The following is a 22,674-nucleotide window of genomic DNA, read 5'->3' as shown; positions in this document are numbered from 1 at the left end:
AAGCGCTTCCCGGCAGGCCCGGCAGCCCCTCGGGGCGGCCGGGCCTGCCGTCCGTACGGGGCGGGTCCGCGTTGAGCGGGGAAGTCCGGCACGGGGCGGGGGAGTTCGGTCCGCGGGCGCGGCGCGCCCACCGGCCGAAGGGCGCGCCTTCCGCCGCCCCCCACGGCTCTCCTAGCCTTCCCGTCATGGGTGTACTGGAACAGCCCGCGGCGCCGGCGTCCGCCCCGTACCGCCGGATCGCCGCCGAACTCCGCGCCCGCATCGCCTCCGGCGAGATCCGCCCGGGGGAGAAGGTGCCCTCCGTGCGGCGGATCGCCCAGGAGTGGGGCGTCGCGACGGCGACCGCCGCCAAGGTCCTGTCGGTCCTGCGCGAGGAGGGCGTGGTGCGCGCCGTGCCCGGGGTCGGCACCGTCGTGGCCGAAGGGGCCCGCGGGGAGCCCGGCGGCCGTCCGCCCCGTGCGGCGGGCGCGCCGAGGGCACTCACCCGCGAGCGCATCGTGCGGACGGCGATCGCGCTGGCCGACGCCCACGGCGCCGCGGCCCTGTCCATGCGCGCCCTCGCCGCCGAACTCGGCGTCCCCACCATGGCGTTGTACCGGCACGTGCCGGGCAAGGACGACCTCGTCGCCCGGATGGCGGACGCCGTCTTCGGCGAGTGCGGCGGCCCGCCCGGGAGCGTCCCCGGCGACTGGCGCGCCCGGCTGCGCGCGGCCGCCCGGCACCAGTGGGCGCTCTACCGCCGGCATCCGTGGCTGGCCCGCGTCATGGTCTCCGTCCCCCGGCCCCGGCTCCCCGCCTGCGCCACCGGCCTCATGGAACGGGCGATGGCCCCGCCTCCCGGCCCGGGCCTGGAGGCCGGCGCGGTCTCCCGCATCGGGGTCACGGTCGCGGGCTACGTGCGCGGCGTGGCCGTGAACCTGGAGGACGGCGCCGCCGCCCGCCGGGCGCGAAGCGGTGCCGACGCCGACCTGGACGCGATGTTCGAGTTCGGCCTGGCCCGCCTGCTGGACGGCCTGGGCGTGTACGTCGAACAGCGGCGGGGCGGTTCGTGACGCAGAGGTGTGAAACACGGCGGTTCGCTAAGGGGAGTTGCTTCGCATGCTGAGGGGCGCCCGGCCCATGCGCCCTGACCGGGCACCGGCCCGGGCGCGCGCCCCACGCGTGCCGCCGCGTCAGGCCCGTACGCCCCGCAGCGCGGCCACCGTGATCGCCGCGGACACGAGCAGGACGGCCGTGCCGCCGACCGCGGCCACGTTCATGCCGTGGGTGAAGGCCTCGCGCGAGGCGGCCAGAACCGTCTCGCCGGCCCGCCCCGGGAGGTGTGACGCGACCTCCGCCGCCCCGCCGAGCGTCTCGCGGGCCGCAGCCGGCGCCCCGTGCGGCAGGCCCGCGGACAGTTCGCCGGCCATGTCGCGGCGGTAGACCGCCACGCCCACGCTGCCGAAGATCGCCATGCCCAGCGCCCCGCCCAGTTCCTGGCCGGTCTCCAGGAGGGAGGCCGCGCTGCCCGCCTTCTCCGGCGGGGCGCTGCCGAGCGCTATGTCGTTGACCAGGGACATGACCACGACGATGCCGGCGGCGATGACCGCCGACCCGGCCAGTGTCAGGGCCAGGGAGTCCGTGCCCACGCCCGTGAGCAGCCCGTAGCCCCCGGCCGCGACGGTGAAACCGGCCGCCATGACGGAGGACTTGGGCGCCCGTTGTCCGGCCGCGGCCGCGAGCGGGGCGACGCAGCCGACCACGACGGAGGGGATGGCGCCCCACAGGGCCGCCTCCAGTGGGCCCTTGCCGAGCACGGACTGCAGGTACTGCGTGGTGAAGTAGGCGGAGCCCATCAGGCCGAACGTGGCCAGCGTGTTGATCCCGACGCCCGCCCCGAAGGCGCGGTGACGGAACAGCTCCCTGCTGATCAACGCGTCGTCGCGGCCGCGCTGGCGCCGTACGAACACGGCGCCCACGGCCAGGCCCGCCACCACGCACGCCGCGGGGGCCGCGGCGAAGCCCTCCGCGGCGAGCTCCTTGATCCCGTAGATCACGGGGATCACGGCGCCGATCGACAGCGGCACGCTGAGCAGGTCGAACCGGCCGGGGCGGGGGTCCTTGGACTCGGGCACGAGCAGCGGCGCGAGCACCAGCAGCAGCACCATCGCGGGGACGTTGACGAGGAACGCCGAACCCCACCAGAAGTGCTCCAGCAGCAGCCCGCCGAGCACCGAACCGAGCGCGATGCCGCCCGCCATGGCGCCCGACCAGATGCCGATCGCCTTACTGCGCTGCCTGTCGTCGTGGAACATGTTGCGCACCAGCGCCATGGTCGAGGGCATCAGGGTCGCACCGCCCACCCCCAGCACGGCGCGCGCGGCTATCAGCGTCTCCGCGCTCTGCGCGTACGCGGCGAGGACCGACGCGCCGCCGAAGGCGCACGCTCCGGCCAGCAGCAGCCTGCGCCGGCCGATCCGGTCCCCGAGCGCACCCATGGTGATCAGCAGCCCGGCGAGCGCGAAGGCGTAACTGTCGAAGATCCACAGCTGCTGGGTGCCGGTCGGCTCCAGCTCCCGGCCGATGGCCGGCATGGCGAAGAAGAGGACGGAGACGTCCATCGAGACCAGGAGGAGGGGCAGCAGGAGGACGACGAAAGCCGTCCATTCCTTGCGCCCCGCGAGAGGGCGGGCGGGTGCAGTCGCCGGTGGGGTCGTCATGGGCAGCGAATATACGCACGTCTTAAACGCTTGTCTATGACGCTTGTATAAGACGAGCGTCTGGTACGTCCGTCTGGGACGTCCGTATAGGCCGGGCTACGCTGCTGACATGGGACATCGGGAAGATCTGCTCGAAGGCGCCAAGCGCTGTCTGCTCGAGAAGGGCTGGACGCGCACCACCGCGCGCGACATCGTGGCCGCGTCGGGGGCCAACCTCGCCTCCATCGGCTACCACTACGGGTCGAAAGACGCGCTGATGACGGAGGCGTTCCTGCAGCTGACCGCGGAGTGGGTCGACCGGGCGGCGCCCGGCATCGCCTCCGCGGCGGACCCCGGGGCGCCGCGCGAGGAGCGCCTCGCCGCCACGCTGGACGGGGTGATCGCGGGCTTCGCGACGGACCGCGAGTTCTGGTCGGCACAGCTGGAAGTGGTCGGTCAGCTGGTGAAGAACCCCGAACTCAGGGCCAAGTTCGCCGCCGTGCAGCCCGCGGGGCGCGAGGGCATGGTGGCGCTCTTCGAAGGCGTCGACGACAGCGAGGTCGGCCCGGAGGCGACCCGCACGGCGGGCGCCTTCTACTACGCCCTGTTCGTGGGGCTGTGGATGCAGTGGATGATCGACCCCGCCGCGGCGCCGAGCGGCAGGGAGGTCATCGAGGGCGCCCGCCGGGCGCTCGCGGGCACGGTCCTGGACGCGCCGCAGGAAGCGGAAGGCTGACGGAAGCCGCCGGCGGTCCGGGAAGGCTCACGGCGGGGCGTGGAGCGCGGGCGCGGCGGTTTCACCCGTCTGCTGGAAGTCTTCGGGGCCGCCTGAGCGAGGTGGGCCGCACGGGGCGGGCCGTGCGGCCCGAAGGCGGCAAAGGTGTGGCCACGGCCCGAATGCGGGGGCTTGTGAGACGTTGTGCGCAATATGGCCGGATTGCTCGTAGCCCCTTCCCCGAAAGAGGCTTGGACTGGATGAACCGGATGTAGAGGACAACAGTCCGAACGCCTGGAAGGAAGCACATGACCGACACCGGGATCCAGCCCACCACCTCATCGGCACCCTCCTTCCCCAGCGACCGCACCTGCCCCTATCAGCCGCCCGCGAGCCACCAGGACCTGGCCGCCCGCGGGCCGCTGACGCGCGTCACCCTGTACGACGGACGCGTGGTGTGGCTGGTGACGGGCCACACCGAGGCCCGCGCCCTGCTCACGGACCCCCGCGTCTCGTCCAACCGTCAGAATCCGGCCTTTCCCGTGCTCGCCCCGCGGGCCGAGAACCAGGCGTCGGTGGTGATCCCGCTCCTCGGTGTGGACGACCCCGAGCACGCCCGGCAGCGCCGCATGCTGATCCCCCGCTTCAGCCTCAAGCGGGCCGCCGCGATGCGGCCCCGCATCCGCACCATCGTCGACGGCCTCATCGACACCATGCTCGCCAAGGGCAACAGCGCGGAGCTCGTCTCCGCGTACGCCCTGCCCGTGCCGTCCATGGTGATCTGCACCCTGCTCGGCGTCCCCTACGACGACCACGACTTCTTCGAGGCGTGCTCCCGGCGGATGCTGGCGGCGCCGACCGCCGAGGAGGCCACCGCCGCACGCGACGACCTGCGCGATTACCTCCACCGGCTCATCGACCGCAAGAAGTCCGCGCCCGGGGACGGCCTCCTCGACGAGCTCATTGCCGACCGCCTCGCCGACGGCCAGCTCGACCGCGACGAACTGGTCATGATGGCGCTGCTCCTTTTGGTGGCCGGCCACGAGACCACGTCCAACATGATCTCCCTCGGCGTGTACACCCTCCTCGAACACCCTGACGAGCTCGCCGCCCTGCGTGCCGAACCCGAACTGATGCCCGCCGCCGTGGAGGAGCTGCTGCGCTTCCTCTCCATCGCCGACGGCTTGATACGGGTCGCCACGCAGGACATCGAGATCGGCGGGCGGACCGTGCGCACCGGCGACGGCATCATGATCGGCACGTCCGTGGTCAACCGCGACGCCGGCGCCTACGCCGACCCCGACGCCCTGGACGTACGCCGTTCGGCCCGTCACCACGTCGCGTTCGGCTACGGCGTGCACCAGTGTCTGGGGCAGAACCTGGCCCGCGCCGAGATGGAGATCGCCCTGTCCGCGCTCTTCACCCGTATCCCGGGCCTGCACCTCGCCGTTGCTCCCGGCGAGGTGCCCGTCAAGCCCGGCGACACCCTGCAAGGTCTCTTCGCTCTCCCGGTCGCCTGGTGAGCCCGTCGAAACGGAATCCGCCATGAGTTCTCTTCGCGTCTCCATCGACTCCGACGTCTGCATCGGCGCGGGCCAGTGCGTGCTGACCGCACCGAGCGTCTTCGACCAGGACGACGACGGCTTCGGCCTCGTCCGCACGGGCCGCGAGGACGGCGGGGGCGACCCGCTCGTCAAGGAGGCGGCGCGCGCCTGTCCCGTCCAGGCCATCACCGTGGAGGAGGACTAGCGGGCCCGCACGTGCGCGGGGGCGGGCGCTACAGGCGGGAGGCCTTCAGCGCCATGTGGAGCAGCAGCCGCCCCTCGCCCTCGTCCAGGTCGAGGCCGGTGAGCTGCTCCACGCGCGCCAGGCGGTAGTAGAGCGTCTGGCGGTGGATGCCCAGGGCCGCGGCCGTGCGGCCCGCCTGGCCCGCGCAGTCGAGGAAGACCTCGGCGGTGCGGGCCAGTTCCGCGTGGGCGGGGGCCAGCAGGGGGCGGACCGAGGTGTCCTCGGCGGCCCCGGCCGGCAGGGCGGCCAGCACGCGGTACGGGCCGATCTCGCCCCACTCCGCCACCGGCCCCAGGCGCGGCTCCGCGGCCGCCGCCCGGGCCGCCGCCAGCGCCTCGCGCCAGGCCTCCGGCAGCTCAGCGAGACCGCGGCGCGGGGCGCCCAGGCCGGCCGTGCCGCGCCGGGCGGCGCCCGCCCCCGCGCGCGGGGAGCGCAGCAGCCGCTCGGCGGCCTGGCGGGCCGGGGCGATCGCCGTCGTGGTGCGCAGCCGCACCAGGGCGGCCAGCGCAGCCGAACCGTCGGGCAGCGGATCCGGCACGGTGCACAGGGCGGCCACCCCCGACTGCCCCGCCAGCGCCGACCCCACGCCGTCGGGCGCGGACGCCTCGCCCTCGCCGTGCTCGCCCTCGCCGAGCGCCCAGGGCGCCACCGCGACCAGCCCCAACGGCCCGTCGGCCGCCTGGCCCATCGCCTCGCGCAGCGCCGCGGCCGCCGCGTCGCGCCCCGCGGGCCGCCCCGCGAGGACCTCGCGCAGCAGCTCGCCCAGCTCCGCGCCGGCCCGTGCCTCGGCAGCCAGCAGCTCGCCGATCCTGGCGGCCGTCTCCATGGCCTGCGCGAGCCGCGGATCGGCGTGGGGGACGCTCAGGTCCAGGCCGGCCAGGTGCTCGTCGTCCAGCAGCCACACGTAGCCGTGCACCACCCCGCGGTGGCGCACCGGCAGGCAGATGCGTCCCTTGAAGACCCCCGCCGCCGGGTCCGGCGGGATCCGCAGGGGCGCCTGGGCCCGCGCGATGCCGAACGCCTCGAACCACGCCCGGACGGCCGCCGTGGAGCGCCGCTGCAGGATCGAGCGGGTGCGCACCGGGTCCATCATCACGTCGAGGTCGTCCTCGCCGCCGTGGGCGCCGAAGGCGATCAGGACGAAGTCGCGGTCCTCGAGCGTCGCGGGCGCGCCGAGCGCCGCCGATATCTCGTCGACGAGGTGCTGATAGTCGCCGCGCATGGCTCCGCCACGCTCCTTCCCCCGCTTCGTGCGGCCCGCCCGGCCCACCGCCGGCGAGTCATTTTGGCCCGAATTCGACCCAAGGTTCTATGTACAGGTCACCATTGTCATCCATCTGTCTGAGATCCGGGCCACGGATGCGTGACAGCTGTCGATGGTCCAGGATCGGGGTGATCTCTAGTTTTCACGATGAGTTCCTTATGCCGTCCCCCCAGGTGGGGACGGCCGTCATCGTGGAGGTGCCCGTGCTGGGTCCCGTGATCCTCGCTGCGTCGCGCAGCGACAAGATGCGCCGTTTCGTGTCGGCTGCCCCGGGCACCAAGCAGGTCGTCGACCGCTTCATCGCGGGCGAGACCGTCGACCAGGTCATCCCGATCGTCAAGGACGCCGCGGCCAAGGGCCTCGAGGTCACCCTGGACGTCGTGGGCGAGGACATCACCACCGTCGAGCAGTCCCACGCCGCCCGCGACGCCTACCTGCAGCTGATCGGCCGGCTCGAGGAGCTCGGCCTGGGCGCCAGGGCCGAGATGTCGGTCAAGCTCTCCATGTTCGGCCAAGCCCTGGAGGGCGGCCATGAGCTCGCCCTCGCCAACGTCCGCCCCGTCGTCGAGGCCGCCGCCGCCATCGGCACCACGGTTACGCTGGACGCGGAGGACCACACGACCCTCGACTCGATGTTCGCCATCCACGAGGAGCTGCGGAAGGACTTCCCGCAGACCGGCTGCGTCATCCAGGCGTACCTCTTCCGCACCGAGGACGACGCCCGCCGCCTGGCCGCCGCCGGCAGCCGGGTGCGTATCGTGAAGGGTGCGTACAAGGAGCCCGCCTCCGTCGCGTACCAGGACAAGGCAGAGATCGACAAGGCGTTCGTCCGGATCATCAAGATCCTCATGGCGGGCGAGGGCTATCCGATGATCGGCTCGCACGACCCGCGTCTGATCGCCATCACACAGGAGCTGGCCCGGCAGGCGGGCCGCAAGCTCGACGAGTACGAGTTCCAGATGCTGTACGGAATCCGCAGCGAGGAGCACGTGCGCCTGGCCGCCGAGGGCCACCGGATGCGCGTGTACACCGCGTACGGCACCGACTGGTACGGCTACTTCATGCGCCGGCTCGCCGAGAAGCCCGCGAACCTGCTGTTCTTCGCCCGGTCCATCCTCACCAAGGGCTGACCCCCGACATCCCCCGCAGAGCCCCGAAGGAGAAACGGAACCCATGGACGCTGTGACCCAGGTCCCCGCCCCGGTCAACGAGCCGGTCCACGGCTACGCCCCCGGCAGCCCCGAGCGCGCCCGCCTCGAGGCCAAGCTCAAGGAGCTGGCGGCCAACCCGATCGACCTGCCGATGACCATCGGCGGCGAGAAGCGCATGGGCGGCGGCGAGCCGTTCAAGGTCGTCCAGCCGCACAACCACGCCGCCGTCCTCGGCACCTTCAACAACGCCACTCAGGACGACGCGCAGGACGCCATCGACGCCGCCCTCGCCGCCGCCCCGGCCTGGCGCGCGATGTCCTTCGACGACCGCGCCGCGATCATCCTGCGCGCCGCCGAGCTGCTCTCCGGCCCCTGGCGCGAGACGCTGGCCGCCTCCACCATGCTGGGCCAGTCCAAGACCGCCCAGCAGGCCGAGATCGACACCCCCTGCGAGCTCGTCGACTTCTGGCGCTTCAACGTGCACTTCGCGCGCCAGATCCTCGCCGAGCAGCCGGTCGCCAACTCCACCGGCGTGTGGAACCGCAGCGACCACCGCCCGCTCGAGGGCTTCGTCTACGCGATCACGCCGTTCAACTTCACGGCCATCGCCGGCAACCTGCCGACCGCCCCCGCCCTCATGGGCAACGTCGTCGTCTGGAAGCCGTCCCCGACGCAGACCCACTCCGCCGTGCTGCTCATGCAGCTCCTGGAGGAGGCCGGCCTGCCCAAGGGCGTCATCAACCTGGTGACCGGCGACGGCATCGCCGTCTCCGAGGTGGCCCTGAACCACCCGGAGCTCGCGGGCATCCACTTCACCGGCTCGACCAAGACCTTCCAGCACCTGTGGAAGACGGTCGGCAACAACATCGAGAACTACAAGTCCTACCCGCGCCTGGTCGGCGAGACCGGCGGCAAGGACTTCGTCGTCGCCCACCCGAGCGCCGACCGCGCCGTCCTCAAGACCGCCCTGACCCGCGGCTCCTTCGAGTTCCAGGGCCAGAAGTGCTCGGCCTCCTCCCGGGCCTACATCCCCCGCTCCATCTGGGAGGACGGCTTCAAGGAGGAGTTCGCGGCCGAGGTCGACGGCATCACCATGGGTGACGTCACCGACCTGTCGAACTTCATCGGCGCCGTCATCGACGACCGCGCCTTCGCCAAGAACAAGGCCGCGATCGACCGCGCCAAGGCCGACCCGTCCTGCACGATCGTCGCCGGCGGCACCTACGACGACTCGGTGGGCTACTTCGTCCGCCCGACCGTCATCGAGTGCACCGACCCGGAGAACGAGGTCTTCACGACCGAGTACTTCGGCCCGATCCTGGCCGTCCACGTCTACGAGGACGCCGAGTTCGACGCGATGCTCGCCCAGATGGAGTCCGTCTCGGCCTACGCGCTGACCGGCGCCGTCATCGCCAACGACCGCGCCGCGGCCGCCGACGCCATGGCCAAGCTGCGCTTCGCCGCCGGCAACTTCTACATCAACGACAAGTCGACCGGCGCCGTGGTCGGCCAGCAGCCCTTCGGCGGCGGCCGCGCCTCCGGCACCAACGACAAGGCCGGTGCCGCGTCCAACCTGACGCGCTGGGTCTCGACCCGCTCCATCAAGGAGACCCTGGTCGCCCCGACCGACTACCGCTACCCGCACATGGGCTGACGGTTCCCGCACCGCACCCTGCCCCCGGACGGCCTCTCGGCCGGCCGGGGGCAGGGTGCGTTGTCACAGCGTCACCACCATTGCCAGGAGCAGGGCCGCAAGCAGCGAGCCGATGCGGTCGAGGAGGCCGCCGGAGCCCGGCAGCAGCCAGGTGCCGGTCTCCTCGACGCCCGCCTCGCGCTTGAGCAGGGATCCGAGCAGGCCGCCGAGGACGCCGCCGGCCAGGACCGCGGCCCACAGCGTGACGGTGAAGGCCCCCGCGGCCTCCAGCCCCGCGGCCACGGCCATGCCCGCGCCGAGCACGCCCGCCCACGTCCTGGCGGGAGAGTGGGGCGACAGCGGGCGGGCGAGGGCGCCGCCGAGGGGCCGCAGGAGCTTGCCGGCGCACCACGCGCCCACGTCGCCGAAGGCCACCGCCACGGCGACCGCGACCGCCGTGCCGTCCAGGACCACAAGTCCGGTCAGGGCGACGGGAATCCACAGGAGGCCGAAGACCGTACGGGCCGCGCGTTCGCCGCCCCGTGCGGTGTCGTCCGACAGCACCGCGGGCAGTACGCCGGCGACGGTCAGCAGGGCGAAGGCCGGCAGGCCGAGGGAGTCCGCGAGGCGCCAGCGCTCCAGCAGGGCCGCCAGCGGCACGAGGACCACCGCCGTGCGCAGCACCGCCCGCTCGCCCCGCCCCAGGCGGGCCGTCCGCGCGTACTCGCCGACCGCGACCAGCCCGGCCAGCCAGACCAGGACCGTCGCCCCCAGCTCGTGCAGGAACATCGCCCCGAGGAAGAGGGAGCCTCCCACGGCGCAGGTCAGCCAGCGGCGCCGCAACTCGCGGCGCATCGCCACGCGCGCGGGGAGGCAGGCGACCACCAGGCCGCCCGCGGCGAGCACCCCGGAGACCACGGGTATGACGCGGGGCAGGACGTCGCTCGTGTACAGCGTGTTCATGGGCCCCACTTTCGCCGCACGGGGAGGGGCCCCGGACAGGCGGGGTACGCGAACCCCTGCTCAGCCTCTGCTCAGCCCCTGCCGGGCGCGACGGGCGTGGCTGCCGGGGCGCCCCGTGCACGCCGCCGTCTCAGATAGTAGGAAGCCCGAGTAATGGTGCAGACAGCGCGGTACAGCTGTCCTAGCGTGGAAGAAGCCGAACGTGCGCTCCATCGAGCGACAAGCGGTTGCGGCCCCGTGCGCGAGCGCAGGCGATCCCTGCGGCACCCCGGCCCCCGCCCCTTCCTCCGGCGCTCTTCCCACCGTTCCCGGGGCCCCGCAGCCGGTGCCCCTTTCCCGCAGACGCAGCAGAGGAGACGTGACTCCCATGGCCGGAACCGCCGTCCGCAGGACCCGCCGCATCGCCCGTACGGCCGACCGCACCGACCGCACGATCGACCGGATGAACGCCGCCGCCGCACTCCAGCGGGCGCTGGACCGCCGGGACAACGGCGGCGTGACCGGCCACTGAGGGCCCGCGCGGCTCCCGAGGGGCCGGCAGGCGCGCTCTCAGCGCAGCCGCGCGGGGCGGACGACGTCGAAGTGGTCGATGCGCGCGCCGTTCTCCGCCAGCGCGGTCACCCGCAGCCGCGGGCGGCGGCCCCGTGCGGCCGGCTCGGCCTCGACCGCGAGGAACGAGAAGCCGGTGTAGCGCACGCGCGACCACTCCACCGTCTCCGGGTGCTTGACCCGCCCCTCCTCCCAGAAGTAGCTCTCCACGCTCTCCAGGTCCCGCACGTGGCCCTCGTAGCTGTCGGGCACCGGGAAGTCGTAGAGCGCCTTCCCGGCGCCCCCGGCGGTCACGTAGACGATGCCGTCGCGCGTGGAGTCGGCGGTCCCGCCGATGGGGACCTCCCGCCCCACGCGCGTGCCGCGGAGCGCGTCGGTGCGCTCGTAGACGTGGTTGTGGCCGTTGATGACGAGGTCGACCCCGTGCTTCTCGAAGAGCGGCAGCCACGCCTCCCGCACCGCGCCGTCCGAGGCGTGCGCCTTGGTCGTGGAGAAGGCGCAGTGGTGGAAGAAGACGACGAGGAAGTCCAGGCCGCGCGTGCGGCGCAGTTCGCCCAGCCGGCGGTCCAGCCAAGCGGTCTGCCGGCCGTCGCTGTAGCCGGTGTTGGCGGTGATCTCGTAGGAGATGTCGTTGGCGTCCAGGGCGACGACGCCCACGTTGCCGTAGAGGAAGGAGTAGACGCCCGGGGCGTGCGCGGGGTCGAAGCCGTTGCGCGGCAGGGACCAGCGGGCGCTCTGGCCGCCGTAGCCGTTCGGGGAGTACCAGGCCTCCATGTCGTGGTTGCCGGTGGTCACCATCCAGGGCACGGACGCGGCCACCGGCTCCGTCTGGGCGAGGAACTGGTCCCACACGCGCGCGTCGTAGACGTCGCTGGGCTTGCCCGCCCCGCTGTCGTCGGCGTAACAGATGTCGCCCGCATGCAGGTGGAAGGCGGGGTTCTGGCCGAGGATCAGCTGGTCGTTGGCGAGGGCCTGGTAGCCGACGCCCTGGTCGCCGAAGGCGGTGAAGGTGAACTTCTCCGCCTTGCCGCCCTTCTCGGGCCGCTCCGGTGCGGTGCGGAAGGTGCCGATGCGGGCGAGGTGGCGCGGGTCGGCGGGGTCGTGGCCGTCGTGGCCGACGCCGTAGTAGTACGTCCGCCCGGGGCGCAGGTTGTCGAGCGCCGCGTGCAGGTACACCTGGTCGACGGCGGGGAGCTTCTTCGACAGCGGCGGGGTGTGCAGGGTGCGCACCTCGGCCTGCAGCTTGACGCCGAGGTCCCACGGCGCGTGCCCCACCCGCACGTAGGGCCGCTTCACCGCGAACGGAACCTGCCATGAGATCCGCATCTGCGTCCGCGGGTCGGCGCCGAACGCCAGGTGCCGGCCGAAGGGCGCGACGTGTCTGCCGTCGACCCGCGCGGTGGCGGGGGAGTCCAGCAGGGCCGGGGAGGGGGACGGACCGGCGTACGCCCGCACGCCGCCGCCCAGGACGCCCGTGCCCGCCGCGGCCCCGGCCGTGACCGCGCCGGCGCGCAGGACGCCGCGCCGGGTGAGGGGCCGGGACAGCCGGGCCCGCAGGTACGCGTGCTGCTCGGCCATCGTCATGCGGTCCGCGAGGTGCTCGGGGATGCCTACGCGTGGTGTGTCCATGACGGACAACGTGCCAGGAAGCGCCGGCTTCGTTGCGGGCTTTGGTTGAACGTGACCTGACTGGAGCGCAATCTGTCCGCATCCTGGACGGAGTGTGTCATCCAGCGGGACGGGGGAGTACGGTCCCGGTATGTCTCGCAGCATTCGCCTCGCAGTGATCCCCGGTGACGGAATCGGCCGGGAAGTCGTGGCCCAGGGCCTCAAGGTGCTCTCGGCGGTCCTCCCCTCCGACGTGAAGCTGGAGACCGAGGAGTACGACCTCGGTGCCCGGCGCTACCACGCGACCGGCGAGATCCTGCCCGACGCCGTGCTCGACTCCCTCAAGGGCCACGACGCGATCCTGCTCGGGGCGATCGGCGACCCCTCCGTGCCCGCCGGCGTCCTGGAGCGCGGCCTGCTGCTCAAGCTGCGGTTCGCCTTCGACCACTACGTCAACCTGCGGCCCTCGAAGCTCTTCCCCCACACGGCCACCCCGCTGGCCGGCCGCCCCGACATCGACTTCGTGGTCGTCCGCGAGGGCACCGAGGGCCCGTACACCGGCAACGGCGGCTCCCTGCGCACCGGCACCCCCGCCGAGGTCGCCACCGAGGTCAGCGTCAACACCGCCCTGGGCGTGGAGCGCGTCGTACGCGACGCCTACGAGCGGGCGCAGTCCCGCCCCCGCAAGAAGCTGACGCTCGTCCACAAGAACAACGTCCTCGTCTACGCCGGACAGCTGTGGAAGAGCACCTTCGACCGGGTCGGCCGGGAGTACCCCGAGGTCACCACCGACTACCTGCACGTGGACGCGGCGACCATCTTCATGGTCACCCGCCCCGAGCAGTTCGACGTGATCGTCACCGACAACCTCTTCGGTGACATCCTCACCGACCTCGCCGCGGCCGTGACCGGCGGTATCGGCCTCGCCGCCTCGGGCAACATCAACCCCGACGGCGCGTTCCCGTCCATGTTCGAGCCCGTGCACGGCTCCGCGCCCGACATCGCGGGCACCGGCAAGGCCGATCCGACGGCCACCGTGCTCTCCGTCGCCCTGCTGCTGCGCCACCTCGGGTACGACGCCGAGGCCGCCCGCATCGAGGCGGCGGTCGCCGACGACCTCGCCGAGCGTGCCGGCTCCGCGCCGCGCTCGACGGACGAGACCGGAGACGCCCTCGCCCGGCGCGTAGCCGGCTAGCCCCCAGCCGCTGACTCAGCGCGCGGTGGGGTGCGACCATCGACCCGGGCCGCGCGCACGTTTTCCGTCCACGGCCCCACGAGCGATAATCGAACGTGGGGCCGCGGCATGAGGGGAAGCTCGGATGCCCTGACACCGTCAGGGACGGGGCGAGCTCGCGGTCCGCCACACACAAAGGTGAAGGACACGCACTCATGACGACGCCCACGATCGAGCTCAAGCCCTCTTCGCACCCGCTGTCGGACGCGGAGCGGGAGCAGATCCTGGCCAACCCCGGCTTCGGCCGCCACTTCACCGACCACATGGTGACGATCAAGTGGACGGAAGGCCGGGGCTGGCACGACGGCCAGCTCGTTCCGTACGCGCCGCTGTCGATCGACCCGGCGAACATGACGCTGCACTACGCGCAGACGATCTTCGAGGGCGCCAAGGCGTACCGCCAGCCCGACGGTTCCGTGGCCATCTTCCGGCCCGAGGAGAACGCCAAGCGCCTGCAGGCCTCCGCACGCCGCCTGGCGATGCCCGAACTGCCCGTCGAGACCTTCATCGAGGCGTGCGACGCCCTGGTGAAGCAGGACAACGCGTGGGTGCCCGGCTCCGGCGAGGCCTCGCTGTACCTGCGCCCGTTCATGTTCGCGACCGAGGTGGGCCTGGGCGTCCGCCCGGCCAACGAGTACATGTTCGTGGTCATCGCCTCCCCCGCCGGCGCCTACTTCCCCGGCGGCGTGAAGCCGGTCTCGGTCTGGCTGAGCGAGGAGTACGTGCGCGCGTGCCCCGGCGGCACCGGCGCCGCCAAGGCCGGCGGCAACTACGCGGCCTCCCTCGTCGCCCAGGCCCAGGCCATGGAGCACGGCTGCGACCAGGTCGTCTGGCTGGACGCCATCGAGCGCCGCTGGATCGAGGAAATGGGCGGCATGAACCTGTACTTCGTGTACGGCGACAAGATCCTCACCCCCGAGCTCACCGGCTCGCTCCTCCCCGGCATCACCCGCGCCTCGCTGATGACGATCGCCGCCGACCTCGGCTACGAGGTCTCCGAGGGCCGCATCTCCGTGGACGACTGGAAGAACGGCTGCGCCGACGGCACCCTCACCGAGGTCTTTGCCTGCGGCACCGCCGCCGTCATCACCCCGGTCGGCACCGTGAAGTCGGCCCGTGACGGCTGGACGGTCGCCGACGGCCGGCCCGGCGAGGTCACGATGAAGCTCCGCAAGGCGCTCCTCGACATCCAGACCGGCGCCGCCGAGGACACCCACGGCTGGATGCACCGCCTGGGCTGAGGCCGACCGCACGCGCGCGTGCCCCCGACCCGGCCCCGTACGGACGTCCGCACGGGGCCGGGTCGCGCCGCCCGGCTCTCCGCCGTGAACGCAACGCACGCAAGTAGGCATGATCGTTGCCGCCCGGACCCTTGTCCGGCCCCGTGCGTTCCGCCACCGTGATCGACCATGGGACAGCACTGGAAGAAGATCTGGGTCGGCTCGGCCGGCAACATGGTCGAGTGGTTCGACTGGTTCGTCTACGCGTCGTTCGCGACGTACTTCGCGGGCGCCTTCTTCCCCGCGGGCAACGACACCGCGAAGCTGATGAACACCGCCGGCATCTTCGCCGTCGGCTTCTTCATGCGCCCCGTGGGCGGCTGGCTGCTCGGCCGGGTCGGTGACCGCAAGGGCCGCAAGGCCGCGCTCACCCTGACCGTCAGCCTGATGTCCGCCTCCGCCGTGCTGATCGCCGTCGCCCCCACCTACGCGGTCGCGGGCTACGGAGGCGTCGCCGTCCTCCTCGTCGCCCGGCTGCTGCAGGGCCTGTCGGTGGGAGGGGAGTACGCGGCGAGCGCCACGTACCTGACGGAGGCCTCCGCGCCGGGCCGCCGCGGCTTCGCCTCCAGCTTCCAGTACGTCTCCATGACGGCGGGGCAGATCCTCGGCCTGGGGCTGCAGATCGTGCTGCAGCACACCCTCTCCAGCGGCGAGCTGCACAGCTGGGGCTGGCGCATCCCCTTCGTCGTGGGCGCGCTCGGGGCGGCCGTCATCTTCTACCTGCGGCGCAACATGCTGGAGACGGAGGCGTACACGGAGGCCACGGCGGAGGGCGGCGGGGAGAGCCCCGAGCAGGCCGCCGAGCGCGGCACTGTGCGGGCCCTCATGCGGCACAAGCGCGAGGCCTTCCTCGTCATCGCCCTCACCATGGGCGGCACCGTCGCGTACTACACGTACACCACCTACCTGACGAAGTACCTGTCCAACAGCGCGGGCCTGCCCAAGCAGACCGCGACCCTGGTCAGCTTCTGCGCGCTGATCGTCTTCGCCTGCCTGCAGCCCCTCGCGGGCGCCCTCTCCGACCGCATCGGCCGCCGCCCCCTGCTGATCACCTTCGCGGTGGGCTCGACCCTCCTCACCGTGCCGATCATGACGATGCTCAAGCACGCCGGCTCGTTCTGGCCGGCCCTCGGCCTGTCGCTGCTCGCCCTCGTCGTCGTCACCGGCTACACCTCGATCAACGCGTGCGTGAAGGCCGAGCTGTTCCCGACGGGCATCCGGTCGCTGGGCGTCGCCCTGCCGTACGCCGTCGCCAACGCGCTCTTCGGCGGCACGGCCGAGTACGTGGCCCTGTGGTTCAAGAAGGGCGGCATCGAATCGGGCTTCTCCTGGTACGTGGCGGGCTGCGCCGCGGTGTCGCTGGTCGTCTATCTGACGATGCGCGAGACGCGCGACATCGACCTCAAGCGGGTGGGGGCCGGCGCGCCCCAGGGCGAGCCGGAGGCGGCCAAGGTGCCCGCATCCTGAGACCCGCCCGCACCGCGGACCCGGCGTGTGCCAGGATGCACCTATGCTCCCGTTCGCCATGATTATTGGCAGCAGGCGCGCCGGTCCGCAGTGACCGCCCCGTACCACCCCGTACGGAGCGGACACCGTCGTCCCAGACCCGCGCGCAGACCTCTCGCACCCGCGAGAGGTTTTTGCGTTTTCCGGACCACCCCACGCCGGAGGACGCAGGGCGAGGGTGAAGCATGGGGACGGTGGAACGGGTAATTCCGGTAGACCGACATCCTCACAGGAGTCAGAGCAGCATGACGGACGCAACCGACGGCCCCGACGATCGCTTTCACGTCTTCGACACCACCCTGCGCGACGGCGCGCAGCGCGAGGGCATCAACCTCACCGTCGCGGACAAGCTGACCATCGCCCGGCACCTGGACGACTTCGGCGTCGGCTTCATCGAGGGCGGCTGGCCGGGCGCCAACCCCCGGGACACCGAGTTCTTCCAGCGCGCCCGGGAGGAGATCGCCTTCCGTCACGCGCAGCTCGTCGCCTTCGGCGCGACGCGCAAGGCCGGCGTGCGGGCCGAGGACGACCCGCAGGTCGCCGCCCTGCTCGACTCCGGCGCCCCGGTGATCACCCTGGTCGCCAAGTCCCACGACCGCCACGTCGAACTCGCCCTGCGCACCACGCTCGACGAGAACCTCGCCATGGTGCGCGACACCGTCTCCTACCTGCGCGGGCACGGCCGGCGCGTCTTCGTCGACTGCGAGCACTTCTTCGACGGCCACCGGGCCAACGCCCCGTACGCCCTCCAGGTCGTCCGCGCCGCGCACGAGGCGGGCGCCGACGTCGTGGTGCTGTGCGACACCAACGGCGGAATGCTCCCCGCCCAGATCGGCGCGACCGTGCGGGAGGTCATCGAGGCGACCGGGGCGCGCCTCGGCATCCACGCGCAGGACGACACCGGCTGCGCGGTCGCCAACACCCTCGCCGCCGTGGACGCCGGCGCCACGCACGTGCAGTGCACCGCCAACGGTTACGGCGAGCGCGTCGGCAACGCCAACCTCTTCCCCGTCGTCGCCGCCCTGGAGCTCAAGTACGGCCGCCGGGTCCTGCCCGCCGGGGCCCTCGCCGAGATGACGCGCATCTCGCACGCCGTCGCCGAGGTCGTCAACCTCACGCCGTCCACGCACCAGCCCTACGTGGGCGTCTCGGCGTTCGCGCACAAGGCGGGGCTGCACGCCTCCGCGATCAAGGTCGACCCGGACCTGTACCAGCACATCGACCCCGAGCGGGTCGGCAACACCATGCGCATGCTGGTGTCCGACATGGCCGGCCGCGCCTCCATCGAGCTCAAGGGCAAGGAGCTCGGGGTCGACCTCGGCGGCGACCGGGAGCTGATCGGCCGCGTCGTGGAGCGCGTCAAGGAGCGCGAGCTGGCGGGCTACACCTACGAGGCGGCCGACGCCTCGTTCGAGCTGCTGCTGCGCGAGGAGGCCGAGGGGCGCGCCCGGCGCTACTACCGGGTGGAGTCCTGGCGGGCCATCGTCGAGGACCGGCCGGACGGCATCCACGCCAACGAGGCCACCGTGAAGCTGTGGGCCAAGGGCGAGCGCATCGTCGCCACGGCCGAGGGCAACGGCCCGGTCGACGCCCTGGACCGTGCGCTGCGCGTCGGGCTGGAGCGCATCTATCCGCAGCTGGCCGCGCTCAAGCTGACCGACTACAAGGTGCGCATCCTGGAGGGCGGCCGCGGCACGGGGTCGATCACGCGCGTCCTGGTCTCCACGAGCGACGAGCGCGGCGAGTGGTCGACGGTGGGCGTCGCGGAGAACGTCATCGCCGCCTCGTGGCAGGCGCTCGACGACGCCTACGCGTACGGGCTGCTGCGGGCGGGCGTGGAGCCGCTGGAGTGAGCCGGGCGGCGCGCCCCGGAGCGCAGCCGGGGCGCGCCGCAGCCGTCGAAGAAGGCCGCCGAGGCCGCACAGGCGCCACGGGCGTCACAGCCCCTGAGGTGCCAGCCCGGCGCCGAGCAGGTCGTACGCCCGCTCGGCGTCGGCGTGGGCCGCGGCCAGCACGGCATCGGTGATGCTCCCGGCCGCAAGGCGCGCCCAGTTGTCCCGCGCGAGGACGTGGTGGACGGCGATCACCTGCGTCGCCGCCAGCCGCGCCGTCACCTCGTCCGCCCCCGCCTCCGCCAGGGCCTCGGCCAGCGCCCGTTCGTCCTCGGCCACGTAGTGCACGAGGCGGGCCTGCAGGCTCTGCGTCGAGTAGAGCATGTCCCGGAAGGCGAGCACGGCGGGGACGTCGCACAGCCCCGTGACGGGGTCGCGGTCGTCGAGCCGCGCGTGGAAGTGGGCGCGCAGGGCCGCCAGCGGCGCCGTCCCCGGCTCGCGGTCGCGCACGACGCGCGCCGCCTCTCCCTGGTGGTCGGCGATGCGGTGGAGGGCCAGGTCCTCCTTGGCGGGGAAGTAGCGGAACAGCGTCGGTTTCGACACCTCCGCGGCCGCCGCCACCTCGGCCACCGACACGCGGTCGAAGCCGCGCTCCAGGAAGAGCGCGATGGCGGTCTCGGACAGTGTCTGGCGCGTGCGCTGCTTCTTGCGCTCCCGCAGCCCGGTCTCCTCGGTCACGGTGCCACCCTAGCAGAACAGTCGTTACCAAGAATCTTTTGTTACTCGGTTGCGTTTTCTGTTCCGGCGGTCTTTCATGAAGACATGACGACGACCAGCGCCGCCGACGCGACGACCCCTGCCACGACCACGGCCACCGACGTCCTGATCGTGGGCGCCGGGCCCACCGGACTCACCCTCGCCTGCACCCTCGCCCGTGCCGGAGCGGCGGTGCGGATCATCGACAAGTCCCGGGAGTTCCACCGCGCCTCGCGCGGCAAGGGCCTCAACCAGCGCAGCCGCGAGCTCTTCCACGACCTCGGCGTGGAAGCCGAGGCGGCCGCCTCGGGCACCGAGCACATCACCCTGCGCAAGTACCGCGACGGCGTCGCGATCGCCGACACCGTCACGTTCGCGGACCGCACCCCCACGCCCGCCATGCCGTACGCCAGCGGCCTGCTGATGCCCCAGTGGCGCACCGAGGAGATCCTGCGCGACAAGCTGGCGGAATACGGCGTGGTGCCGGAACGAGGCTGCGAACTGGCCCGGTTCACCCAGGGCGCGGACGGCGTCGTCGCGACGCTCGCCGACGGGCGGCGCATTGAGGCCGCCTACCTCGTGGGCTGCGACGGCGGCCACAGCCCCGTGCGCAAGGCGCTGGGCGTGGGCTTCGAGGGCGCGACCGACGCCGAGGAGTGCATGGTGGTCGGCGACGTCCGCGTCGACGGGCTCGACCCCGCCTACTGGCACCAGTGGTTCGACGAGGACGCGGCGGTCATGCTCTGCCCGTTCCCCGGCAGCCCGCACTGGCAGCTGCAGGGCATCTCCGAGCGCGATGCCGACGGGCGGCTGGCCGCGCCCACGCTGGAGTCGTTCCAGCGGCTCGTCGACCGCTGCTCCCGGGACGCCGGCATCCGGCTGTCCGACCCCACCTGGTTCTCCACCTACCGCATCAACGTCCGGATGGCCGACCGCTTCCGCGCCGGCCGGGTCTTCCTCGCCGGGGACGCGGCCCACGTCCACTCCATCGCGGGCGGCCTGGGCATGAACACCGGCATCCAGGACGCCTTCAACCTCGGCTGGAAGCTCGCGCACGTGGTGCTCGGCCGCGCCGCGCCGGGTCTGCTGGACACGTACGAGGAGGAGCGGATGCCCGTCGCCGCCTGGACGCTGAACCTCACCGACGAGCGGCTGCGCGCCGTGGTCGAGGGCGTGAAGGAGGCGGGCGTCGGCACGGAGGCCGTGATCACGGACGACGTCACCACCCTGGGCGTCGGCTACGGCTGGAGCTCGCTGGCATGGGGCGGGGCGAACGCCGGCGGGCGGGCGCCCGATGCGCCCTGCCGCAACGGCCGGCTCTTCGACGTCTTCGCCGGACCGCACTTCACCCTGCTCGGCTTCGGCCGGGGGAGCGCGGCGGCCCTCGCGGAGGCGGAGGAGAAGTGCGCGGGCCTGCTGCGCGCGCACCTCGTCGAGGACGGGGACGACCCCGCCGGACACGCCCGCCGTGCGTACGGGGTCGAAGGCGACGGGCTCGTGCTCGTACGGCCCGACAACCACATCGCGCTGAGCGCGGGTGCGGACCGAGGCGCCGAGGTCGTCGACCGTCTGCTGCGCCTCGGCCGGTGACACCGCACGGGGTCAGGCCTGCGGGGCGGCCTTGACCGCGGAGATGTCGAAGGTCAGCTTCACCTTGTCGCTGACCATCACCCCGCCGGTCTCCAGGGCGGCGTTCCAGGTCAGGCCCCAGTCGGAGCGCAGGATCTCGGCGCCGCCCTCGAAGCCGACGCGCTCGTTGCCGTAGACGTCGGTGGCCGAGCCGTTGAATTCCAGGTCGATGGCGAGCGGGCGGGTGACGTCCTTGATGGTGAGGTCGCCGGTGATGCGGTAGCGGTCGCCGCCGAGCTGCTCGGCGGCGGTGGAGCGGAAGCGCATCACCGGGAAGCGCTCGGCGTCGAAGAAGTCGTCGCCGCGCAGGTGCGCGTCGCGGTCCTTCATGCCGGTGTCGATGCTCGCGATCCGCACGTCGAGGGTGGCCGTGGACCGGGAGGGGTCGGTGCCGTCGAGGCTCAGGGTGCCCTCGTGGTCGGTGAAGGCGCCCTTGACGTTGGTGACCATGGCGTGGCGGACGGTGAAGCCGATGCTGCTGTGGGCGGGGTCGATGGTGTAGTCGCCGGTCAGGGCGGCCAGCGCGGGATCGACGGCGCGCGGGGCGGGGGCGGCGGGGGCGGCGGTGCTCTGCTTGCGGCTGAAGAGGCCCATGGTGTGCTCCTGTGAGGAATGTTGTTGAATGTTCAACTTGACTCGGGAAACACCGTAGCGCGCTCTGGTTGAATATTCAACATCTAACTCCGTGGGCCTCCCGGGGAGGGTGAATTCCGGCCGGCGCCGCCCGTGGGGCATTGCCACGCCCCCCGCCCCGTGCCACGGTGCCTCCGGCACCGTCCGCACCGTCCCGCACCACGCGCCCCGGGGAGGACCCGCCGTGCTGTCCGGTTCCGCCGCACCCCTGCCGCCCGCCTGGAGCCGCAGGGGATTCCTCGCCGCCTCCGTCGCCGGCGGCCTCGGCCTCACCGCCGTCCCCGCCCGCGCCGGCGACGAGGCCGCCTTCGCCGCCCTCCGCGCCCGCTGGCGCGGCCTCGTGCTCGGCACCGGCTTCGACCCCGCCGCCGAGCCCTACGCCGCCGCGCTCCGCCGCACCGGAGAACTCGCCCGCACCCACCGGGCCGCCCTCGCCCCGGCACCCGGCTCGCTCTGGCCCGACGCCCCCTTCGACCCGCCCTCCGGCATCACCCGCAGCTACGCCCGCCTGCACACCATGGCCCAGGCCTACGCCCAGCCCGGCACGGGGCTGACCGGCGACGCCGCCTTGGCCGCCGACACCCTCGCCGGGCTCGACCACGTCCACGCCCGCGTCTACCACCCCGGCACCACCCGCTACGGCAACTGGTGGGAGTGGCAGATCGGCAGCCCCCGGCTCCTCCTCGACGGCCTCACCCTCCTCCACGACGAGGCCGGCGCCGCACGGCGCACCGCCTTCCTCGCCGCCGTCGACCACTTCGTCCCCGACGCGATGCTCGGCGACTACACCGGCACCAGCACCGGCGCCAACCGCGTCGACCTGTGCCGCGTCGTCGCCCTCCGCGGCATCCTGGGTGCCTCCGCCGCCAAGACCGCCCTCGCCCGCGACGCCCTCTCGCCCGTCTTCGCCTACGTGACCCGCGGCGACGGCCTCTACGCCGACGGCTCCTTCGTCCAGCACACCCGCGTCGCCTACTCCGGCACCTACGGCCAGGTGCTGCTCGACGGACTCGGCCGGCTCCTCGCCCTCCTCCGCGGCTCCCCCTGGGAGATCACCGACCCGGCCCGGCAGACGGTCTACGACAGCGTCGAGAAGGCGTACGCGCCGCTGGTGCACGACGGGCTCGTCATGGACAGCGTCTCCGGCCGCGCCGTCAGCCGCGGCCTGCAGAGCGCCGACCCCGGCCGGCAGCAGAGCGACCACCAGCGCGGCCACGCCCTCATCGCCGCCGTCGCCCTCCTCGCCGGCAGCGCGAGCCCGGCCGAACGCACCCGCTGGCACGCGATGATCAAAGGCTGGGCCGCCCGCGACACCGCCCTCCCGCTGCTGGCCGACCCCTCGCTCGGCGTCGCCGACCTCGCCCGGCTCGCCGCCGCGTGCGCCGCCCCCGTTGTCGGCGAGCGGCTTGGTGGAGGCGGTGGTGCCGGGCATCCGGTACGGGTCGGCGGTGGGCC

General features: G+C 72.9%; 18 protein-coding genes and 1 pseudogene. 13 read left to right on the top strand and 6 right to left on the bottom strand.

Annotated elements, in window-relative coordinates:
* Positions 1-185 precede the first annotated feature (185 nt).
* Entirely contained in the window at positions 186-1,052 is an 867-nt protein-coding gene (locus ACSNOG_RS08500; protein WP_436751941.1) for a GntR family transcriptional regulator, read from the top strand.
* A 120-nt stretch (positions 1,053-1,172) separates the two neighbouring features.
* Here ACSNOG_RS08500 and ACSNOG_RS08495 read toward each other — a convergent pair whose 3' ends face one another.
* Positions 1,173-2,699 carry an MFS transporter gene (locus ACSNOG_RS08495; RefSeq protein WP_436751940.1) on the bottom strand — a complete coding sequence of 509 codons (1,527 nt, stop codon included), beginning with the start codon at positions 2,697-2,699 and terminating at the stop codon, positions 1,173-1,175.
* 109 nt (positions 2,700-2,808) lie between these two features.
* On the opposite strand from ACSNOG_RS08495, the gene ACSNOG_RS08490 reads away from it, so the two are divergent.
* The 3 genes from ACSNOG_RS08490 to ACSNOG_RS08480 all read left to right on the top strand — a co-directional run bounded on the left by ACSNOG_RS08490 (position 2,809) and on the right by ACSNOG_RS08480 (position 5,142).
* Positions 2,809-3,414: a TetR/AcrR family transcriptional regulator gene (locus tag ACSNOG_RS08490; RefSeq protein ID WP_436751939.1), complete on the top strand. Its 606-nt coding sequence runs from the start codon at positions 2,809-2,811 to the stop codon at positions 3,412-3,414.
* A gap of 287 nt (positions 3,415-3,701) precedes the next feature.
* On the top strand, positions 3,702-4,916 hold the full coding sequence (locus ACSNOG_RS08485) for a cytochrome P450 (protein WP_436751938.1): 1,215 nt from the start codon (positions 3,702-3,704) through the stop codon (positions 4,914-4,916).
* Between the two features lie 22 nt (positions 4,917-4,938).
* On the top strand, positions 4,939-5,142 hold the full coding sequence (locus ACSNOG_RS08480; RefSeq protein WP_436751937.1) for a ferredoxin: 204 nt from the start codon (positions 4,939-4,941) through the stop codon (positions 5,140-5,142).
* A 28-nt stretch (positions 5,143-5,170) separates the two neighbouring features.
* Here the strand turns inward: ACSNOG_RS08480 and ACSNOG_RS08475 are convergent, their stop codons facing one another.
* Complete coding sequence (locus tag ACSNOG_RS08475; RefSeq protein WP_436751936.1) at positions 5,171-6,403, bottom strand: PucR family transcriptional regulator; 1,233 nt, start codon at positions 6,401-6,403, stop codon at positions 5,171-5,173.
* Between the two features lie 245 nt (positions 6,404-6,648).
* On the opposite strand from ACSNOG_RS08475, the gene ACSNOG_RS08470 reads away from it, so the two are divergent.
* Positions 6,649-7,575 (top strand): proline dehydrogenase family protein, encoded by a 927-nt coding sequence (locus tag ACSNOG_RS08470; RefSeq protein WP_436751961.1) that lies wholly within the window; start codon positions 6,649-6,651, stop codon positions 7,573-7,575.
* Positions 7,576-7,618: 43 nt separating this feature from the next.
* Positions 7,619-9,250 (top strand): L-glutamate gamma-semialdehyde dehydrogenase, encoded by a 1,632-nt coding sequence (gene pruA / locus ACSNOG_RS08465; RefSeq protein ID WP_436751935.1) that lies wholly within the window; start codon positions 7,619-7,621, stop codon positions 9,248-9,250.
* Between the two features lie 63 nt (positions 9,251-9,313).
* Here pruA and ACSNOG_RS08460 read toward each other — a convergent pair whose 3' ends face one another.
* Positions 9,314-10,192, bottom strand: a complete 879-nt coding sequence (locus tag ACSNOG_RS08460; protein ID WP_436751934.1) for a phosphatidate cytidylyltransferase — start codon at positions 10,190-10,192, stop codon at positions 9,314-9,316.
* A 367-nt stretch (positions 10,193-10,559) separates the two neighbouring features.
* On the opposite strand from ACSNOG_RS08460, the gene ACSNOG_RS08455 reads away from it, so the two are divergent.
* The gene (locus tag ACSNOG_RS08455) at positions 10,560-10,703 is read left to right on the top strand and encodes a hypothetical protein (protein ID WP_336014055.1); all 144 of its coding nucleotides are present in this window, start codon (positions 10,560-10,562) and stop codon (positions 10,701-10,703) included.
* 38 nt (positions 10,704-10,741) lie between these two features.
* Here the strand turns inward: ACSNOG_RS08455 and ACSNOG_RS08450 are convergent, their stop codons facing one another.
* A complete protein-coding gene (locus tag ACSNOG_RS08450) occupies positions 10,742-12,370 on the bottom strand; it encodes a purple acid phosphatase family protein (protein WP_436751933.1) in 1,629 nt (542 codons plus the stop codon).
* A 130-nt stretch (positions 12,371-12,500) separates the two neighbouring features.
* Here ACSNOG_RS08450 and ACSNOG_RS08445 point away from each other — a divergent pair, with 130 nt between their 5' ends.
* The 4 genes from ACSNOG_RS08445 to cimA all read left to right on the top strand — a co-directional run bounded on the left by ACSNOG_RS08445 (position 12,501) and on the right by cimA (position 18,222).
* Entirely contained in the window at positions 12,501-13,544 is a 1,044-nt protein-coding gene (locus ACSNOG_RS08445; protein ID WP_436751932.1) for a 3-isopropylmalate dehydrogenase, read from the top strand.
* Positions 13,545-13,738: 194 nt separating this feature from the next.
* Complete coding sequence (locus tag ACSNOG_RS08440; RefSeq protein WP_436751931.1) at positions 13,739-14,824, top strand: branched-chain amino acid aminotransferase; 1,086 nt, start codon at positions 13,739-13,741, stop codon at positions 14,822-14,824.
* 168 nt (positions 14,825-14,992) lie between these two features.
* Positions 14,993-16,330, top strand: a complete 1,338-nt coding sequence (locus ACSNOG_RS08435) for an MFS transporter (protein WP_436751930.1) — start codon at positions 14,993-14,995, stop codon at positions 16,328-16,330.
* A 284-nt stretch (positions 16,331-16,614) separates the two neighbouring features.
* On the top strand, positions 16,615-18,222 hold the full coding sequence (cimA, locus tag ACSNOG_RS08430; protein WP_436751929.1) for a citramalate synthase: 1,608 nt from the start codon (positions 16,615-16,617) through the stop codon (positions 18,220-18,222).
* A gap of 84 nt (positions 18,223-18,306) precedes the next feature.
* Here cimA and ACSNOG_RS08425 read toward each other — a convergent pair whose 3' ends face one another.
* Positions 18,307-18,939, bottom strand: coding sequence for a TetR/AcrR family transcriptional regulator (locus ACSNOG_RS08425; RefSeq protein WP_436751928.1), 633 nt, complete (start codon positions 18,937-18,939; stop codon positions 18,307-18,309).
* An 84-nt stretch (positions 18,940-19,023) separates the two neighbouring features.
* On the opposite strand from ACSNOG_RS08425, the gene ACSNOG_RS08420 reads away from it, so the two are divergent.
* Positions 19,024-20,547 (top strand): FAD-dependent monooxygenase, encoded by a 1,524-nt coding sequence (locus tag ACSNOG_RS08420; protein ID WP_436751927.1) that lies wholly within the window; start codon positions 19,024-19,026, stop codon positions 20,545-20,547.
* Between the two features lie 12 nt (positions 20,548-20,559).
* On the opposite strand, the gene ACSNOG_RS08415 is transcribed toward ACSNOG_RS08420, so the two are convergent.
* Positions 20,560-21,180 carry a YceI family protein gene (locus ACSNOG_RS08415; RefSeq protein ID WP_436751926.1) on the bottom strand — a complete coding sequence of 207 codons (621 nt, stop codon included), beginning with the start codon at positions 21,178-21,180 and terminating at the stop codon, positions 20,560-20,562.
* Positions 21,181-21,403: 223 nt separating this feature from the next.
* On the opposite strand from ACSNOG_RS08415, the pseudogene ACSNOG_RS08410 reads away from it, so the two are divergent.
* Positions 21,404-22,674, top strand: a pseudogene (locus ACSNOG_RS08410) (lyase); the annotation flags it as partial.

The organism is Streptomyces sp. URMC 124 (assembly GCF_051386455.1).
Lineage (GTDB): Bacteria > Actinomycetota > Actinomycetes > Streptomycetales > Streptomycetaceae > Streptomyces.
This window is presented reverse-complemented; position numbering and strand designations above follow the sequence as displayed.

Coding starts and splice junctions, on each gene's coding strand:
- ACSNOG_RS08500 (WP_436751941.1), top strand. CDS start 186: ATGGGTGTACTGGAACAGCCCGCGGCGCCGGCGTCCGCCCCGTACCGC.
- ACSNOG_RS08495 (WP_436751940.1), bottom strand. CDS start 2,699: ATGACGACCCCACCGGCGACTGCACCCGCCCGCCCTCTCGCGGGGCGC.
- ACSNOG_RS08490 (WP_436751939.1), top strand. CDS start 2,809: ATGGGACATCGGGAAGATCTGCTCGAAGGCGCCAAGCGCTGTCTGCTC.
- ACSNOG_RS08485 (WP_436751938.1), top strand. CDS start 3,702: ATGACCGACACCGGGATCCAGCCCACCACCTCATCGGCACCCTCCTTC.
- ACSNOG_RS08480 (WP_436751937.1), top strand. CDS start 4,939: ATGAGTTCTCTTCGCGTCTCCATCGACTCCGACGTCTGCATCGGCGCG.
- ACSNOG_RS08475 (WP_436751936.1), bottom strand. CDS start 6,403: ATGCGCGGCGACTATCAGCACCTCGTCGACGAGATATCGGCGGCGCTC.
- pruA (WP_436751935.1), top strand. CDS start 7,619: ATGGACGCTGTGACCCAGGTCCCCGCCCCGGTCAACGAGCCGGTCCAC.
- ACSNOG_RS08460 (WP_436751934.1), bottom strand. CDS start 10,192: ATGAACACGCTGTACACGAGCGACGTCCTGCCCCGCGTCATACCCGTG.
- ACSNOG_RS08455 (WP_336014055.1), top strand. CDS start 10,560: ATGGCCGGAACCGCCGTCCGCAGGACCCGCCGCATCGCCCGTACGGCC.
- ACSNOG_RS08450 (WP_436751933.1), bottom strand. CDS start 12,370: ATGGACACACCACGCGTAGGCATCCCCGAGCACCTCGCGGACCGCATG.
- ACSNOG_RS08445 (WP_436751932.1), top strand. CDS start 12,501: ATGTCTCGCAGCATTCGCCTCGCAGTGATCCCCGGTGACGGAATCGGC.
- ACSNOG_RS08440 (WP_436751931.1), top strand. CDS start 13,739: ATGACGACGCCCACGATCGAGCTCAAGCCCTCTTCGCACCCGCTGTCG.
- ACSNOG_RS08435 (WP_436751930.1), top strand. CDS start 14,993: ATGGGACAGCACTGGAAGAAGATCTGGGTCGGCTCGGCCGGCAACATG.
- cimA (WP_436751929.1), top strand. CDS start 16,615: ATGACGGACGCAACCGACGGCCCCGACGATCGCTTTCACGTCTTCGAC.
- ACSNOG_RS08420 (WP_436751927.1), top strand. CDS start 19,024: ATGACGACGACCAGCGCCGCCGACGCGACGACCCCTGCCACGACCACG.
- ACSNOG_RS08415 (WP_436751926.1), bottom strand. CDS start 21,180: ATGGGCCTCTTCAGCCGCAAGCAGAGCACCGCCGCCCCCGCCGCCCCC.